Origin of the sequence: Nitrosomonas sp. JL21, from assembly GCF_009833095.1 — a bacterium.
In the GTDB taxonomy this organism is placed as follows: domain Bacteria; phylum Pseudomonadota; class Gammaproteobacteria; order Burkholderiales; family Nitrosomonadaceae; genus Nitrosomonas.
Map to the genome: position 1 here is coordinate 1 of NZ_QRCB01000028.1, position 16,484 is coordinate 16,484.

General features: G+C 45.4%; 15 protein-coding genes, 1 tRNA gene and 1 pseudogene. 8 read left to right on the plus strand and 9 right to left on the minus strand.

From position 1 onward, the window contains the following. Positions 1–26: 26 nt before the first annotated feature. Both ABF87_RS09560 and ABF87_RS09565 read right to left on the minus strand, forming a co-directional pair. A pseudogene (locus ABF87_RS09560) lies at positions 27–267 on the minus strand (IS1595 family transposase); the annotation flags it as partial. 171 nt (positions 268–438) lie between these two features. Beyond that, a protein-coding gene (locus ABF87_RS09565; protein ID WP_160828906.1) for an IS5 family transposase occupies positions 439–1,202 on the minus strand; the annotation gives its coding sequence in 2 pieces (ribosomal slippage) (positions 439–842 and positions 842–1,202; 765 coding nt in all). Positions 1,203–1,652: 450 nt separating this feature from the next. Here ABF87_RS09565 and groES point away from each other — a divergent pair. The 8 genes from groES (at position 1,653) to lon (ending at position 10,688) form a co-directional block, all read left to right on the plus strand. After that, positions 1,653–1,943, plus strand: a complete 291-nt coding sequence (gene groES / locus ABF87_RS09570; protein ID WP_160828907.1) for a co-chaperone GroES — start codon at positions 1,653–1,655, stop codon at positions 1,941–1,943. Between the two features lie 55 nt (positions 1,944–1,998). Continuing rightward, complete coding sequence (groL, locus tag ABF87_RS09575) at positions 1,999–3,648, plus strand: chaperonin GroEL (RefSeq protein WP_160828908.1); 1,650 nt, start codon at positions 1,999–2,001, stop codon at positions 3,646–3,648. Between the two features lie 159 nt (positions 3,649–3,807). Then, positions 3,808–4,563, plus strand: coding sequence for a YciK family oxidoreductase (locus ABF87_RS09580; protein WP_160828909.1), 756 nt, complete (start codon positions 3,808–3,810; stop codon positions 4,561–4,563). A 57-nt stretch (positions 4,564–4,620) separates the two neighbouring features. Then, a tRNA-Leu gene (locus ABF87_RS09585) sits at positions 4,621–4,705 on the plus strand. Positions 4,706–4,807: 102 nt separating this feature from the next. After that, the gene (tig, locus tag ABF87_RS09590) at positions 4,808–6,109 is read left to right on the plus strand and encodes a trigger factor (protein ID WP_160828910.1); all 1,302 of its coding nucleotides are present in this window, start codon (positions 4,808–4,810) and stop codon (positions 6,107–6,109) included. Position 6,110: 1 nt separating this feature from the next. Then, positions 6,111–6,752, plus strand: coding sequence for an ATP-dependent Clp endopeptidase proteolytic subunit ClpP (gene clpP / locus ABF87_RS09595; RefSeq protein ID WP_160828911.1), 642 nt, complete (start codon positions 6,111–6,113; stop codon positions 6,750–6,752). Positions 6,753–6,806: 54 nt separating this feature from the next. After that, positions 6,807–8,084, plus strand: a complete 1,278-nt coding sequence (clpX, locus tag ABF87_RS09600) for an ATP-dependent protease ATP-binding subunit ClpX (protein WP_160828912.1) — start codon at positions 6,807–6,809, stop codon at positions 8,082–8,084. A gap of 192 nt (positions 8,085–8,276) precedes the next feature. Further along, on the plus strand, positions 8,277–10,688 hold the full coding sequence (gene lon, locus ABF87_RS09605) for an endopeptidase La (RefSeq protein WP_160828913.1): 2,412 nt from the start codon (positions 8,277–8,279) through the stop codon (positions 10,686–10,688). 152 nt (positions 10,689–10,840) lie between these two features. On the opposite strand, the gene ABF87_RS09610 is transcribed toward lon, so the two are convergent. The 7 genes from ABF87_RS09610 to ABF87_RS09640 all read right to left on the minus strand — a co-directional run bounded on the left by ABF87_RS09610 (position 10,841) and on the right by ABF87_RS09640 (position 16,467). Then, positions 10,841–11,701, minus strand: coding sequence for an HDOD domain-containing protein (locus tag ABF87_RS09610; protein WP_160828914.1), 861 nt, complete (start codon positions 11,699–11,701; stop codon positions 10,841–10,843). 170 nt (positions 11,702–11,871) lie between these two features. Continuing rightward, positions 11,872–12,825: a lipoyl synthase gene (gene lipA / locus ABF87_RS09615; protein WP_160828993.1), complete on the minus strand. Its 954-nt coding sequence runs from the start codon at positions 12,823–12,825 to the stop codon at positions 11,872–11,874. After that, the gene (gene lipB / locus ABF87_RS09620) at positions 12,815–13,492 is read right to left on the minus strand and encodes a lipoyl(octanoyl) transferase LipB (RefSeq protein WP_160828915.1); all 678 of its coding nucleotides are present in this window, start codon (positions 13,490–13,492) and stop codon (positions 12,815–12,817) included. The genes lipA and lipB overlap by 11 nt, the downstream gene beginning before the upstream one ends. After that, positions 13,489–13,755 carry a DUF493 family protein gene (locus ABF87_RS09625; protein ID WP_160828994.1) on the minus strand — a complete coding sequence of 89 codons (267 nt, stop codon included), beginning with the start codon at positions 13,753–13,755 and terminating at the stop codon, positions 13,489–13,491. Before ABF87_RS09625 ends, lipB begins: the two co-directional genes overlap by 4 nt. A gap of 57 nt (positions 13,756–13,812) precedes the next feature. Then, positions 13,813–14,667, minus strand: a complete 855-nt coding sequence (locus ABF87_RS09630) for a D-amino acid aminotransferase (protein ID WP_160828916.1) — start codon at positions 14,665–14,667, stop codon at positions 13,813–13,815. 40 nt (positions 14,668–14,707) lie between these two features. After that, positions 14,708–15,829: a D-alanyl-D-alanine carboxypeptidase family protein gene (locus ABF87_RS09635; protein ID WP_160828917.1), complete on the minus strand. Its 1,122-nt coding sequence runs from the start codon at positions 15,827–15,829 to the stop codon at positions 14,708–14,710. 92 nt (positions 15,830–15,921) lie between these two features. Then, entirely contained in the window at positions 15,922–16,467 is a 546-nt protein-coding gene (locus ABF87_RS09640) for an NUDIX hydrolase (protein WP_160828918.1), read from the minus strand. Between the last annotated feature and the right edge of the window lie 17 nt (positions 16,468–16,484).

Consider the following 16,484-nt stretch of genomic DNA (forward strand, 5'->3'; position numbering starts at 1 on the left):
TACTCCGCTGCTTGCGGCGGGGTGCTTTATTGAGTTTCAAGAATAAGTTCCTCGGGTTGTTTCTTCCAGTGCCCCTCAGATTCTTTTAGATGCAGCTCAAAGTTAACTGATTCACCACTAAACTTTGTCAGCCATCGTTTAGTAAAGCTCCAGAGCGATTCGATACCGTTGATATGGTAATGTCCAGCCCGAACAAACTGATTATCACCATGCGATAGCCCGAAAATACTTGGGGTATCCGACAACTACTAAACCATTGTAGTCACGTGGCAGAAAGTATCGAAAGTAATCTTAAACAGGAACCGTATTTACCGGCGGAGCTATCAAGCGCCTCATGCGGCACAGCAAAATGTACTGCAGTATCCTCATGTTTTATAACAGACGTCGATTGCGTTCATACTTGGATACAAAAAACCGGATCCATATTAGATAATGCAGTCACAAGATATTTGCCCAGAGAGCGATACATCTGATTTGCACAGCGGCAAGGAAAGAAGCGGTGTTTTTGGCGTATCTTGTGGCGATGCCTCGCCATCTCTTAAGGTGCAGAAAAGCATTCTCGACAAGATGCCGCAATTTATACAGTTCTTTATCGTAAAACCTTTGTGTTCTACGGTTTTTCTTTGGAGGGATTAGGGCTTCCATGCCCTGTTTTCTTGCCTGTTCAATGATCGTATCGCTGTCATAACCGTGATCCGCCAGCAAATAATCCGCATCAAACCCCTCGATCAGGCGACCAGCCTGCGCGCAATCCGCTGTGGTACCTTGCGTAATAAAAACTCTGACCGGCATACCATGCGCATCCACGGCCAGATGTATCTTGCTGTTGAGCCCCCTTTTGTGCGGCTCATGTCCTGATTTCCGCCTCTGGCCCCGGCAGCATGGGGATGAACCTTGCAATGACTGGTATCGATCATCAGCCATTCGTAATCCGGATCGTCAATCAGAACTTCCAGTAATCTTTCCCACATGCCCTTGTCGCGCCAACGAATAAAACGGCGATGCGTATTGCTCCAATCACCGTAATCCGGTGGTAAATCCCGCCACGGTGCACCTGTGCGCATAATCCAGAAAACAGCATTGATGAACTGACGATTATCTCTGGCTATTCCTCCCCAGCTACCTTGGCGGCCTGGCAAATGTACCTCAAGCCGTGACCAAACTTCGTCTGATATGTCATGTCTGCGATGGGAATGGGTCATATGAAATCCTTTCGTTTTTTACAAGAATCTCATATTCCTTATTTCGTGACTACACTATTTAGGGAGAAACGGAAAATTGAAAAAAGTCGCTTAACGGGTCTGTTCGTTTTTACTTGATAAAGCAGAAGTCAAATTTTGTTTAATCATCGCACTGATAATTTCTGTTATGAGAGTCTTATTTGCTATGTTTAGACCCATTCTAACTTCTCAAAATCCATATCGAAATGCAAAAGGAAATTTTTGGACGCTATCACTATGCAATATAAAAAAAATATTTATTGATTTCCTGTCTTGAAATTATAAAAGATAGAACTTATTATAATCAGCACTCTTAAATGGTGAGTGCTAATATTGATTTTTTATCATTGATATTCGAATTCCTCAATTGAGGAATTCATCAAACCAAATATTTATAAATTTCAACTTATTAATTTCAATAGGAGAAACGGCATGAAAATTCGTCCATTGCACGATCGTGTAATTGTCAAAAGATTGGAAGATGAGCGTAAAACCGCGTCAGGTATTGTTATTCCCGATAGTGCTGCAGAAAAGCCGGATCAAGGTGAAATCGTAGCTGTAGGTAAAGGTAAAGTTGGAGAAGATGGAAAAGTGCGTTCTCTGGAAGTTAAAGTGGGTGATAAGGTATTGTTTGGAAAGTATGCTGGTCAATCCGTGAAAGTTCAAGGAGAGGAACTTTTGGTAATGCGGGAAGAAGATATCATGGGTGTAATTGAAGGTTAATCATATCAATCCGATCGGTTTACTAAACGATATTTGAGTATTTAGGAGAATAGTTATGTCAGCAAAAGAAGTGAAATTTGGTGATTCGGCCCGTCATAGAATGGTAGCAGGAGTTAATGTTCTGGCTGATGCCGTAAAAGTTACATTAGGACCAAAAGGCCGAAATGTGGTATTGGATCGTTCATATGGTGCCCCAACAATTACCAAAGACGGCGTCTCAGTTGCTAAAGAAATCGAACTGAAAGATAAGTTTGAGAATATGGGTGCTCAGATGCTGAAAGAAGTGGCGAGTAAAACGTCAGATGTGGCTGGTGACGGCACAACGACCGCAACTGTGTTGGCGCAGTCTATTGTTAAAGAAGGCATGAAGTATGTGGCTGCGGGTATGAATCCGATGGATCTGAAACGCGGTATTGATAAAGCAGTAGCATCTGCTGTCGGTGAATTGAAAAAGCTTTCGAAACCTTGTGCGACTGCTAAAGAAATTGCACAAGTTGGAAGTATTTCGGCCAATTCTGATACCGAAATAGGTAAGATCATCGCCGATGCTATGGATAAAGTGGGTAAAGAAGGTGTGATCACCGTAGAGGATGGATCGGGATTACAAAACGAATTGGAAGTTGTTGAGGGTATGCAATTTGATCGTGGATATCTGTCACCCTATTTTGTCAGCAGTGCCGAAAAACAGATTGCTTTACTAGATAACCCTTTCATTTTGCTGCATGACAAGAAAATTTCCAATATTCGCGATTTGTTACCAGTACTGGAGCAGGTTGCCAAAGCTGGCAAACCCTTACTGATCATAGCAGAGGATGTCGATGGCGAAGCGCTTGCAACCCTGGTTGTCAATAATATTCGTGGCATTCTCAAAACGTGTGCTGTGAAGGCCCCGGGCTTCGGTGATCGTCGCAAAGCGATGCTTGAGGATATTGCGATTTTAACGGGTGCAACCGTAATTGCTGAAGAAGTAGGCTTAACGTTGGAAAAAGCCACCCTGAATGATTTGGGTCAAGCCAAACGAGTGGAAGTTGGCAAGGAAAATACCACTATTATTGATGGCGCAGGCGATGCTGCCAATATTGAAGGTCGTGTCAAGCAAATACGCACCCAAATTGACGAAGCCAGCAGTGATTATGATCGTGAAAAACTCCAAGAACGCGTTGCTAAATTGGCCGGTGGTGTTGCTCTCATTAAAGTAGGTGCTGCAACTGAAGTGGAAATGAAAGAGAAAAAAGCTCGCGTTGAAGATGCACTGCATGCTACACGTGCGGCAGTTGAAGAAGGCGTGATTCCTGGTGGGGGTGTGGCATTGCTCCGAACCATTTCAGTTGTTAAAAACACCAAAGGCGATAATCACGACCAAGACGCCGGCATCAAGATTGTTTTGCGTGCGCTCGAAGAACCATTGCGTCAAATTGTGACAAACTGTGGTGATGAGCCGTCAGTAGTGGTAAACAAAGTAACCGAAGGGCAAGGTAATTTTGGATACAATGCGGCCACCGGTGAGTATGGCGATTTGGTCGGAATGGGTGTTCTGGATCCTACCAAAGTGACGCGCTCCGCTTTGCAGAATGCAGCCTCAGTTGCAAGCTTGATGTTAACTACCGATGCCATGGTTGCCGAGTTGCCGAAGGAAGATGCCGCGCCTGCGGGAGGCATGGGTGGAATGGGCGGTATGGGTGGAATGGGCGGTATGGATATGTAAGCGATTCGCTTCATAACCAGAACGTGTCAAATTCAAAACAGATCCCGGTATCTACTCGGGATCTGTTTTTTTGTCTTCATTGCTGATAATCGCGAATAGAGGGATTTATGGGTGGTTTAATTTTTTTCTCAATGCGTCCAATCATGATAAATTTCACTTATGGAAGAAATAAAAAATTACGCCCCTTCTGAAAATCTCTTAGAAGATCGTGTGATTCTAGTCACCGGTGCTGGGCAGGGATTAGGACGCGCAGCAGCATTGACTTATGCACAACATGGAGCGACAGTGATTTTGCATGGGCGCAAAGTCGAAAAGTTGGAGCGTGTCTATGATGAAATTGAAGCGATGGGAAAATCGCAAGCGTTAATTTATCCTCTTAACCTCGAGCAAGCCGAAGAAAAAGATTTCTTTGCGCTGTCAGAAGCGATATCGCAGCAGTTGGGTCGATTGGATGGGATATTGCATAATGCTGCATTTCTCTATAGCTTGAGCCCGATTGAAAATCAAACAATTGCACAATGGAAGACGCTGTTGCAAGTGAATTTAATTGCTCCTTTTGCCTTAACCAAAGCATGTTTGCCTTTGCTCAAATCTGCTCCTGATGCCAGTGTCATCATGACATCAAATTCCAGCGGGCATAAACCCTCGGCCTATTGGGGAGGATTCTCGGTTGCAAAGGCGGGTACTGAGGCCCTTGCCAAAGTATTAGCTGATGAGTGGGAATCGATGACAAACCTGAGAATTAATACCTTGATACCGGGTATCGTTAATTCGCCCCAGCGTATTAAAACTCATCCTGGTGAAGTCAAGCAAACGATGCGGCAGCCTGAGGATTTAATGAATGCCTATTTGTATCTGATGGGACCGGATAGCAGAAGTGTGCGAGGGCAAATCATGGTTTGTCAAGGTAATTGAATGATCCTGGCTGCGATTTGGAGCATTAGAAGGTATAATCAGCGCATTTGAATAGAAGCGAAAGTGGCGGAATTGGTAGACGCACCAGATTTAGGTTCTGACGCCGAAAGGTGTGGGGGTTCGAGTCCCCCCTTTCGCACCAAATATTTATCTTCTGTTTTATTAAAGAGTTACTTTCTTGACGCTTTGCATATGCAACGATCGTCAAAAAGAGTCTTAAAAATTTCATCATTTAAGGATTTTAATGGCATCAATCATAGAAAATCTAGAAGGGCTGGAGCGTCGCTTCGATATTCTAATTTCTTCCGATCAATTGCAGAACGAGGTGGAAAAACGCTTAAAGCAACTGTCGAGAACAACGAAGTTACATGGTTTCCGGCCAGGCAAAATTCCATTAAAAATGATCACGCAAATGTATGGCACACAAGTTCAACAAGATGTGCTGAATGATGCAGTGCACAAAGAATTTAGAGAAACCGTCAAAGATCAGAATTTACGTGTTGCCGGGTATCCAAAGTTTGAGACAAAGCCATCGACCACGGAGAATGCTTATGCCTTTAGCGCAACATTTGAAGTGTATCCAGAAATAATCATTGGGGATGTTAGTCAACAAAGCCTGCAGCGACCTCATGTAACAGTAGCTGATGCCGATATTGATAAAACTCTTGAGATGGTTCGCAAACAGCATGTCGCGTATAAACCAGTCGATCGTCCGGTGGAAATGGGTGATCGAGTAAAAATTGATTTTCATGGCGTCATTGACGGCAGCGAATTTGCAGGGGGAAAAGCCAATGACGTTGAGTTAGTAATTGGAAAAGGAAGATTTCTCAAGGATTTCGAGACAGCTCTGATGGGTATGAAAGTGGGGGAGAATAAATCATTTGAAGTTGTTTTTCCTGAAGACTATCATGGCAAAGAAATAGCTGGAAAAACCGCTACTTTTGAAGTGAATTTGAAAACAATCGATGAACCTGAATTACCGGCGATAGATGCCAATTTTGCCAAGGAACTCGGTATTCAAGATGGTGATCTCAAAAAATTGCGCGAAGGAATTCAGCAGGATTTGGAACGTGAAGTCACTAAACGGATCAAATCGAAAGTTAAAGAACAAGTGATGCAGTTACTTCTCGATACTGCACAAGTAATGGCTCCGAATGTGTTGGTTAATCAAGAAGCTGAACGTTTGATGCAAGACGCTAAAAATAATCTTGAGGCCCGTGGAATGGATACGAATGGAATTCCATTTACCTCTGAATCTTTTAAAGAAAGAGCTGAATATCGCGTCAAGTTAGGGTTGATTCTTGCTGAGCTCGTAAAGGTACATGCATTGAAGGCTTCGCGCGAACAAGTTCGCGCTATCATTGAGGATGCGGCGCAAAGCTACGAGAATCCGGAACAAGTGATTAAATGGCATTATGCTTCTTCAGATCGTTTGCAAGAAGCTGAATCATTGGCTTTGGAAGAAAATGTTGTAAATTGGGTACTAGGTAAAATAAATCTGGTCGATAAACCATTAACGTTTGATGAACTGATGGGGATTTCATGAAATGATGCAACAACCTGATAGTATGCGAGATCTAGAACCCAGAAATTTGGGATTGATCCCGATGGTAATTGAAACCAGTGGGCGAGGAGAGCGTGCGTATGACATTTATTCGCGTTTATTAAAAGAGAGAGTCGTCTTTTTAGTTGGTCCGGTTACTGAAAGTAGTGCGAATCTGGTTGTCGCTCAATTTTTATTTTTAGAATCTGAAAATTCAGAAAAGGATATCCATTTTTATATCAACTCACCGGGGGGTATGGTGTCAGCCGGTTTGGCTATTTATGACACGATGCAATATATCAAGCCGGATGTGAGTACGCTATGCATTGGCCAGGCGGCCAGTATGGGCGCATTGTTATTAACGGCGGGTGCCAAAGGGAAGCGGTATTGTTTGCCCAATTCACGTGTCATGATCCATCAACCTCTGGGCGGTTTTCAGGGTCAAGCTTCTGACATTGAAATCCATGCGCGTGAGATTCTATTTCTTAAAGGCCGATTAAACGAGATTATGGCCAAGCATACAGGACGACCAGTGTCGGATATTCAAAAAGATACTGATCGTGATAATTTTATGAGTGCAACTGAATCAGTAAATTATGGTTTGGTTGATGCAGTATTGGCACAAAGAGAAGATGGCGCGGGTTAGAGTTGAATCATTTTAACGACGGGTGTTAACACTTGATTACTGTGGGATATTAATATGCCAGACAAAGCTAGTAGTGAGAAACTTCTTTATTGTTCGTTTTGCGGCAAGAGTCAACATGAAGTAAGAAAGCTCATTGCAGGTCCCTCCGTATTTATCTGCGATGAATGCATTGACCTGTGTAATGATATTATCCGTGAAGAAATGCAAGGTGACGAAGCCACTAAACTGGTTAAATCCACTTTGCCCGTACCTCGTGAAATCTGCCAGATACTTGATCAATATGTGATTGGGCAGGAGTCTGCAAAAAAAATTCTGTCTGTTGCGGTCTATAATCATTATAAACGTTTGAGAAATGTTACGAAGGTCGATGAAACAGATGAAATCGAGCTTTCAAAAAGTAATATTTTGCTGGTTGGCCCCACGGGTTCCGGTAAAACGCTGTTGGCGCAAACATTGGCAAGATTGCTCGATGTGCCTTTCATCATGGCGGATGCCACTGCTTTGACTGAAGCCGGTTACGTTGGCGAAGACGTTGAAAACATCATTCAAAAATTGCTGCAGAAATGTAATTATGATGCTGAGAAAGCACAACGAGGCATCGTCTACATTGATGAGATTGATAAAATTTCACGCAAATCGGACAATCCATCGATTACTCGGGACGTTTCAGGAGAAGGCGTGCAGCAAGCGTTGCTGAAATTGATTGAAGGCACCGTTGCTATGGTTCCGCCTCAAGGAGGAAGGAAACATCCCAACCAGGAATTTATTCAAGTTGATACCACTAATATTCTGTTTATTTGCGGTGGAGCGTTCGATGGTCTTGATAAAGTGATCAGATCACGTACTGAAAAAGGCGGAATTGGTTTCGGAGTGGATGTCAAGAGTCACTCGAAGAAAGATATCAATAAGGTTCTGCAACAGGTCGAGCCTGAGGATCTGGTTAAGTTTGGCTTGATTCCGGAATTCGTCGGACGCTTGCCGGTTGTTGCCACATTAGAAGAGTTGAATGAAGCCGCCCTGATTCAAATTCTGACAGAACCTAAGAATGCACTTGTTAAGCAATATTGGAAAATGTTCAATATGGAAGGCGGGGTTGATTTGGAATTTCGAGAAGCGGCTCTCAAAGCAATAGCTCGCAGAGCCCTGACCCGCAAAACCGGTGCGCGCGGATTGCGTTCGATTCTGGAAGAGATCTTGTTGGATATTATGTATGATCTCCCATCCTTGGAAAATATTTCTAAGGTTGTGATTGATTACAATTCTGTTAATGACGATATTAAACCAATCTTGATTTATTCTGATCAACCCAAGGTTGCAAAGCGTTCCAAGTAAAAATTTGTGAAGTGATGACTTCGCATTTGAAGCGGTACTCATAAATGCGAGAATTTCCCCCCTATTTTAGTTGTTTTCATTTAATAAAGATGTGCTAGTGTATTATTTGAATACTTCCAGTCTTGAATTTCAGATAGGTATTCATACTTAGGCATTATTCGCACACACTCTAACTTTATAGATGAGTAAATTATGACTTCTTTGGATGAAAACCCCGAACAGTTAATTTTGCCTCTGTTACCACTGCGTGATGTTGTAGTGTTTCCGCATATGGTTATCCCTTTATTCGTAGGAAGGCAAAAATCCATTAAAGCGCTTGAACTTGCGATGGAGTCGAATAAAAATATTCTGCTCGTTGCTCAGAAAATTGCATCTAAAGATGATCCGGCGCCAGAGGATCTTTACGATGTATGCAGTGTTGCAAGCTTATTGCAAATGCTCAAATTACCCGATGGAACTGTCAAAGTTCTAGTAGAAGGTAATTATCGCGCCAGAATTCTAGAACTGATTGATTCGGAAAGTCATTTTGTAGGTAGAGCATCGCATGTTCAATCAGATACTGACAATAATCCCGAAGCGGAAGCAATGCGTCGCGCGATTCTGACTCAGTTTGATCAATACGTGAAACTCAACAAGAAGATTCCTCCCGAAATTATTACTTCGCTGAGCGGTATCGACGACGCCGGGCGGTTAGCAGATACCATTGCCGCGTATTTGCCCTTAAAATTGGAGCAAAAGCAAGAAGTACTGGAAATTTTTGATATTCCCAAGCGCCTTGAACATCTGTTGGGCTTGTTGGAAACCGAACTGGACATACTTCAGGTTGAGAAGCGGATTCGTGGCAGAGTCAAACGTCAGATGGAAAAAAGTCAGCGCGACTATTATCTGAATGAACAAGTCAAGGCTATCCAAAAAGAGCTGGGCGAGGGTGAAGATGGCGCAGATTTAGAAGAGATTGAAAAGAAAATCAAATCTGCACAAATGCCGAAAGAGGCCTTGGCGAAAGCAGAATCAGAATTGAAGAAACTTCGGTTGATGTCCCCGATGTCAGCCGAAGCCACCGTAGTGCGTAATTACATTGATGCGTTGGTGGCATTGCCGTGGAAAAAGAAGAGCAAGATCAATAACGACTTGAAAGCCGCCGAAGCTGCACTGGAAAAGGATCACTATGGTCTGGAAAAAGTTAAGGAACGAATTGTTGAATACTTAGCGGTACAGCAACGTGTCAATAAGATGAAGGCACCGATTTTGTGCCTCGTAGGTCCTCCCGGTGTCGGTAAGACTTCATTGGGTCAGTCAATTGCGCACGCTACCAACAGGAAATTTGTTCGCATGTCTCTGGGTGGCGTTCGGGACGAAGCCGAAATTCGCGGACATCGGCGCACTTATATTGGTTCCATGCCCGGTAAGATTCTGCATAACATGAGCAAGGTAGGTGTCAAAAATCCATTATTTTTATTGGATGAAGTCGATAAGATGGGTATGGATTTTCGTGGTGATCCATCTTCTGCGTTATTGGAGGTGCTTGATCCTGAGCAAAATAATACCTTTGTCGATCATTACGTCGAGGTTGAATATGACCTGTCCGATGTGATGTTCGTAGCCACCGCGAATACGTTGAATATTCCTCCGGCATTACTCGACCGCATGGAAGTCATTCAACTGTCGGGCTATACGGAAGATGAGAAACTCAATATTGCCACGCGTTATCTGCTAACAAAACAAATGCAGAATCATGGCCTGAAGGAAAATGAACTGGTTGTGTCCAATTCGGCGCTCCAGGATATTGCCCGTTATTACACCAGAGAAGCGGGTGTACGTGCTTTCGAGCGGGAAATTTCAAAAATTTGCCGGAAAGCCGTGAAAATCATGCTGCTCAAGAAAGGCAAGAGTAAGGTAGTGGTTACGTCTCGTAATTTGGATAAATTCCTGGGTGTAAGGCGTTATACCTACGGTATAGCCGAGGAAAAAAACCAAGTGGGACAAGTCACGGGATTGGCATGGACGGAAGTGGGTGGCGAGTTATTGACCATAGAGGCTGTTGTGCTGCCTGGTAAAGGGAAGACCATTACCACCGGCAAGCTGGGTGAAGTCATGCAGGAATCCATCCAGGCTGCGTTGTCTGTAGTGCGTGGTCGCTCTCACTCATTAGGAATACCGGAGGATTTTTATCAAAAAAATGATATTCATGTTCATTTGCCGGAAGGGGCAACGCCCAAAGATGGACCCAGTGCGGGAATCGGTATTTGCGTAGCGATGGTGTCCGTGCTGACAAATATTGCAGTCAGGGCCGATGTGGCAATGACTGGAGAGATTACCCTGCGAGGAGAAGTTCTTCCTATTGGCGGGTTGAAGGAAAAATTGTTGGCAGCGCATCGCGGCGGAATCAAAGCCGTTATTATTCCCGAAAAGAACATGAAGGATCTTGCTGATATACCCGCGAATGTGAAGAATCAATTGACGATTCATCCTGTCAAGTGGATCGACCAAGTGTTGGATTTGGCGTTGGAGCATAAACCGGAATTGCTGCCCGTTCCGATTGCGCAAGCGCCCATTCAAGCAGCGACAGAGGATAAATTGATTGAAAATGTGATCAAGCACTGATTTTTATAGCGCCAGTGCTTTACTGAATAAAAAGGGAATCCTGCGGATTCCCTTTTTTCATGGCATTTTTCGGAAACTCTATGTAATTCAGAACAAGCAGTGATGAATAATGTCGCGTACCCTGTGACTGAAGAATAGCTGAGAATAACCTTTCAACTGCACAAGGCTTGCGTGAGCGATTTCACTTCTTCTTCGGAATTCTTGAGAATGTCACTGAGCGTTTCTTGATCCGCCAATAAGTCGATATTACTGCTAATGTGATGACCTGCTTGCTGAGAGGGCAGCGCAAAGGGGGATTTAATCGGGGACAATTGGTCGGCGCACAGCAGCGTATCTCCCAGAGAAGTCGGTGGGAACGCCAAGTAGCCTTGCCACAAATAAACGATGCCTTCGATGATGGGTTCAGGAACGGATAGCGCTTTGAGGATGGCAGTTCCGATCTTTACTTCACATTCCACTTCCGTCTCATCCTCCAAGTCTTCATCGCTGTTCCAGGAGCTTGCGGCGTTTTCATCAACTAATCCGGGGTAATGTTTTTCCCGAGCTAACAGATAAAACCACGTGATTTCGTGGATAATGCCTGCAAACATCGCGGTATCAGGATCTTGATGTGTGATGCGCCTTGCAATGACCTGAGCAAGGGCTGCAACATGGGCAGAGTGTTGCCAAAGCTGGGTCACTAGTTCATTTTTTGCCTGAGATCCTGCAAGCTGCTGGACAACAACGGCGGTTGCAATATTGCGCACCGTTCTCATGCCGATTAGTGTGACCGCTGATCTTACGTCTGTGATTCTTTTTCCGGAACGGTTAAAAACGATGGAATTCGCAATCGCGACAATTTTAGTCGATAACAGCGGCTCGGCCTGAACGAGCCGAATGACAGCATCAAGACTGCAATCAGGGTCTTCCAAAGTTTTTTTGATCTTCATTGCAGTATTGGTCGATGTCGGAAAGATCAATCGACCTTGTTCGATTTCACTGGCCAATACACTCAAAATTGCGCTTTTTTCCATGAACACTCCCGTTGAGGCTGACTCAACCATACCTCTTCCATATTGATAACCTCAGGTTACCCTAAGCGATGGAGCAGTGATCAAAGAAAAAACATGCCGAATTAAAGCTATTTCTTCCTTATGACGCGTCATTAATGTCAGTGAGCGATTCAGCCGGGCTTATTTGAGGCTCAGGTTTGCTCGAACAAGCCTGATTCATGAGCTTGCTGATCGGCATGGTAACTAGAACGCACCATCGGCCCACAGGCGGCATGACTGAATCCCATGTCAAACGCTGCGCGCTCGAAGGCCTTAAAGTTTTCAGGGGATACGTAGCGCATGACCGGCAAATGACCGATGCTGGGCTGTAAATATTGCCCGATCGTCAGCATTTCGACGTTATGTTCACGCAGATCTCGCAATACGTCCATAATTTCCTCGTCGGTTTCGCCAAGTCCGAGCATGAGTCCCGATTTAGTGGGAATTTGAGGAAATTGCAATTTGAAATCCTTCAGGAGTTTAAGCGAATGCGCATAATCTGCCCCGGGCCGGCATTGCTTATACAGTCGCGGCACTGTCTCCAGATTATGATTGAGCACGTCGGGAGGGGAAACGGCCAGTTTTTCCAATGCAATTTCCAGCCGTCCACGGAAATCGGGTACCAGCGTTTCTATTCTGGTCTGCGGTGAATGCTGGCGTATTTCGCGGATACAATCGGCAAAGTGCTGTGCGCCACCGTCGCGCAGATCGTCCCGGTCAACGCTGGTGATGACGACATACTTTAATTTCATCGCGGCAATGGATTGCGCCAGATGAAGTGGCTCATTGGCATCCGGAGGCTTGGGTCTGCCGTGCGCGACATCACAGAATGGACAGCGACGGGTGCACAAATCGCCCAGTATCATGAATGTGGCGGTTCCTTTGCCGAAGCATTCACCGATGTTGGGGCATGAGGCTTCTTCACACACCGTATGTAATTTGTGCTCGCGTAACAATCTCTTGACTTCATAGAAATTTTCGCTATTGGATGAACGAACCCTGATCCAGGAGGGCTTGCGCAAAAGATCGCTGCGGGATTGAGGGGTGACTTTGATGGGGTTGCGCGCTGTTTTGTCTGCACCTTTCTGGCGAGTATCAGTCATGATGATGATTAAGAGGTCCTTTTAAAAGTTTTTTCTGTAATTGATTGGCCAATTGAAAACCGACCTGTTCCAGTGTGAAATCAACGCTAAAATCCCTGACTTGCGTGACACGTAATCCTTTATAACCACAGGGATTAATGTACGAAAAGGGTGTGAGATCCATATCGACATTCAATGCTATGCCATGATAGCAATAATTTTTCTTGATTTTCAGTCCCAGCGAGGCAATTTTGGCCTTATCGACATAAACACCGGGTGCTTCAACACGACCGGTTGCAGGGATTTGATACGTTTTTAGCACATCGATCACGGCATTCTCCATACTTCTGACGAGTTCGCGCACGGTCAATTTGAGACGGCGGATATCCAATAGTAAGTAAGCGATGATTTGCCCGGGCCCATGATAGGTTATTTGTCCGCCTCGATCTGTTTCTATCAGTGGAATTCCATGAGCATCCAATAGATGTTCGGGCTTGCCGGCGATGCCTTGAGTAAACACCGGCGGATGTTGCAACAACCAAATTTGATCCTGCGTTTCCGCGGTTCGACGCTCGGTAAATGATTTCATCGTCTGCCAGGTGGGCTGAAAATCGCACAAACCCAGCGATTTGACGATGAAATGCGGATCATCGATCGTTGGACCGGAAAAATTACCGGCAGGGTGATTCATAGCACCACGGCGATCAGCGGGTGATCGGACAACGCCCGATAGAGTGCGTCCAGTTGCATTCGTGACGTGGCGCGGATGGTACAGGTGAGACCTAGATACGTACCATTTTTACTGGTTCTGATCGACACCGTTTCGGCATCAAAATCCGGTGCGTGAACTTTAACAATGGCGACGACCGTCTGCACAAAGTCCTGTTCCGCTTTTCCCATGATTTTGATCGGAAAATCGCAGGGGTATTCGATGAGGGAAGCTTGTTCGGTCATATGCAGTAACACTCAATTGATGCTGAATTTCAGTTTGAACTAATGCCTTGCCGCACATCAAGCAAGCTGACCGCGCATCTGTGTGGCCTTGTAATGCTGATACAGAGTGTGCAATCGCGCGAAGATTTCTCCCGGTTTTCCGCTGCCGACGGGTTTATTGTCAAGCAACGTGATCGGCATGATTTCTTTGGTGGATGATGTCAGCAGAATTTCATCGGCATTGCGTACCTCAGATTCTGTAATTTCCCGGATTTCATGGGGAATTTGATTGCTCGCAGCCAGTTCCAGCACGACGTCGTAGGTAATTCCAGGCAGCATCAGATGACTTTTTGGGGGGGCCAGCAATACCTTATCCTTGACAATGAAAATGTTGCTGGCTGCGCCTTCAGTCAGGAACCCATCCCGGATCAGCACAGTTTCCAGTGCGCGCACGTCCGCGGCCAGCTGCCGTAACAGCACGTTTGGCAATAATGAAATGGCTTTGACATCACATCGTATCCAGCGGTTATCAAGCGCGGTGATCGCAGAAGCGCCGCTGGCAAGCAACTCAGAGGGCGGAGGCAGTAATGGATTGCTCATGATGAACACAGTGGGCGGAACATTCACCGGAAATGCATGATCCCGTTTAGCCACACCGCGGGTAATGTGCAAATAAATATACTGATCGTCGCCCTCATTTTGAGCGATGATTTGCTCCAAGATAGTTTTCCACTCTTCATTTTGAAATGGATTCTTCAGACGAATGCCGTCAAGGCTGTGTTGAAGCCGGTCAAGATGCTCCGCGAGCCGAAATAGCTTGCGTGAATACGCTGGAATCACCTCATACACACCGTCACCGAAAATAAAACCACGATCCAGAACCGGGATACATGCATCTTCGATAGGCATAAATTTACCGTTCAGATATATCATGGCGAGCCCTTTTCAATGAGTGTACAAAGTCAGCAGAAAATCAGTTGAGCAGCAGTTTAACACTGTCCCAGGTGCGGCCGAAGATATTAGCCACTCCAACTTCCTCCAGGGCAACTAATGGATAGGTTTCTATCAGCTTGTCGTCGAGCGTAAATTTGACCGTGCCTACTTCCTGCCCCCGTTGAACCGGAGCGATCAGCGGTTGCTTATATTCCATCGTGGCTTTGAGCCGATCGGACTGGCCTTTGGGCAATGTGAAATACACATCCCGGTCAAATCCTGCCTTCAATTCATTCTGTGCGCCTTTCCATAGATGAATCGTCGTTAATGAATCATTCTTTTTGTATAGCTGCAACGTATCGTAGGACTGAAATCCGTAATTCAGTAATCGCTGACTTTCCGCGCTGCGCGCATTGGCAGATTTGGCCCCGATGACCACCGAAATCAGCCGCCGTTTGTCGCGCATTGCAGAGGTGATCAAGCAAAAACCTGCATTTTTGGTCCAGCCGGTTTTCATGCCATCCACATGAGGGTCGATCCACAGCAGCCGGTTCCTGTTGGGTTGCGTAATATTGTTGTAGGTATATTCCTTCTGCGAATACAACGGATAGAATTCCGGAAAATCGCGGATGATCGCTGTTGCCAGCAAACTAAGGTCATAGGCTGTGGTGTAATGATTCGGATCCGGCAGGCCGGTGGAATTCGTGAAATGAGTATTCTTCATGCTCAGCCGCGCGGCTTCTTTGTTCATGATTCCGGCAAAATTGGCTTCCGATCCCGCGACAGCTTCCGCCAATGCGATACATGCGTCATTGCCGGATTGGACGATCATGCCGCGGATGAGCTCATCCACCGTGACTTGCTTGTTGGGTTCGATGAACATGCGCGAGCCAATCATTTTCCACGCGGTTTGAGACACGGGCACAGCCTGATTCAACTCCAATCGATGTTGTTTCAGTGCTGAAAACACCACATATGCCGTCATCAGTTTGGTCAGTGAAGCCGGCTCGATTTGCTCATGCGCATTTTGGCTGGCTAAGGTTTGTCCGGTCTGAAAATCAGAAAGCAAATAGGCTTTCGCTGCTATCGATAAGTTGTCTGCTTGGGCCAATGCTGAAGAAACAACACAATACAACAGCAGTGATAAGAATAAATGCTTCATGGGAGATAAGTAAAAAAAATACATTATATCGTGCTCTCAGAGAATCTTAAACCATCGGTTGGGAAGGAAGGACTATATTTTGGGAGTGTGCATCAGGTTGCGCCGGGCGGGCGTTCGATCACTCCTATGTGGAACCCCGGTTTGCCGTGGCGGCGTTCGTTGAAATAGCGCCGCAATGGATCATGAATGACCCGGAACGCCATTTCTTCCCATGGAATTTCGCTTTCATTCATCAATTTCACGTCCAGGCTCTCGATACCGGGTTTGAAATCCAGATCAAGGAGCTGGGCGCGAAACAGCACGTATACCTGACTGATATGCGGAAGGCTGTAGATGGCATATAAATTGCCGATCTCAACACGCGCATTGGCTTCTTCCAAGGTTTCACGAGCAGCGGCCTGGGCCAGTGTTTCGCTGTTTTCCATAAAACCTGCCGGTAATGTCCACCATCCCAATCGAGGCTCGATGGCGCGGCGACACAACAAAATTTTGTCTTCCCATTCAGGGATGCACCCTACCACGACTTTGGGGTTCTGATAATGAATGACATGGCAGACGGTACACACATAGCGTGGAAGAGAATCGCCTTCAGGTATCAATAATTCAACTGCGGCGCTGCAATTACTACAATATTTCATAGGAATCCATATTTTGA

What these genes read in the sequence shown, in the direction of transcription:
- ABF87_RS09640 (WP_160828918.1), bottom strand. Translation starts at nt 16,467, where the DNA reads ATGAAATATTGTAGTAATTGCAGCGCCGCAGTTGAATTATTGATACCT.
- ABF87_RS09635 (WP_160828917.1), bottom strand. Translation starts at nt 15,829, where the DNA reads ATGAAGCATTTATTCTTATCACTGCTGTTGTATTGTGTTGTTTCTTCA.
- lipB (WP_160828915.1), bottom strand. Translation starts at nt 13,492, where the DNA reads ATGAATCACCCTGCCGGTAATTTTTCCGGTCCAACGATCGATGATCCG.
- ABF87_RS09610 (WP_160828914.1), bottom strand. Translation starts at nt 11,701, where the DNA reads ATGGAAAAAAGCGCAATTTTGAGTGTATTGGCCAGTGAAATCGAACAA.
- clpX (WP_160828912.1), top strand. Translation starts at nt 6,807, where the DNA reads ATGCCAGACAAAGCTAGTAGTGAGAAACTTCTTTATTGTTCGTTTTGC.
- lon (WP_160828913.1), top strand. Translation starts at nt 8,277, where the DNA reads ATGACTTCTTTGGATGAAAACCCCGAACAGTTAATTTTGCCTCTGTTA.
- groES (WP_160828907.1), top strand. Translation starts at nt 1,653, where the DNA reads ATGAAAATTCGTCCATTGCACGATCGTGTAATTGTCAAAAGATTGGAA.
- tig (WP_160828910.1), top strand. Translation starts at nt 4,808, where the DNA reads ATGGCATCAATCATAGAAAATCTAGAAGGGCTGGAGCGTCGCTTCGAT.
- ABF87_RS09630 (WP_160828916.1), bottom strand. Translation starts at nt 14,667, where the DNA reads ATGATATATCTGAACGGTAAATTTATGCCTATCGAAGATGCATGTATC.
- clpP (WP_160828911.1), top strand. Translation starts at nt 6,111, where the DNA reads ATGATGCAACAACCTGATAGTATGCGAGATCTAGAACCCAGAAATTTG.
- ABF87_RS09625 (WP_160828994.1), bottom strand. Translation starts at nt 13,755, where the DNA reads ATGACCGAACAAGCTTCCCTCATCGAATACCCCTGCGATTTTCCGATC.
- groL (WP_160828908.1), top strand. Translation starts at nt 1,999, where the DNA reads ATGTCAGCAAAAGAAGTGAAATTTGGTGATTCGGCCCGTCATAGAATG.
- ABF87_RS09580 (WP_160828909.1), top strand. Translation starts at nt 3,808, where the DNA reads ATGGAAGAAATAAAAAATTACGCCCCTTCTGAAAATCTCTTAGAAGAT.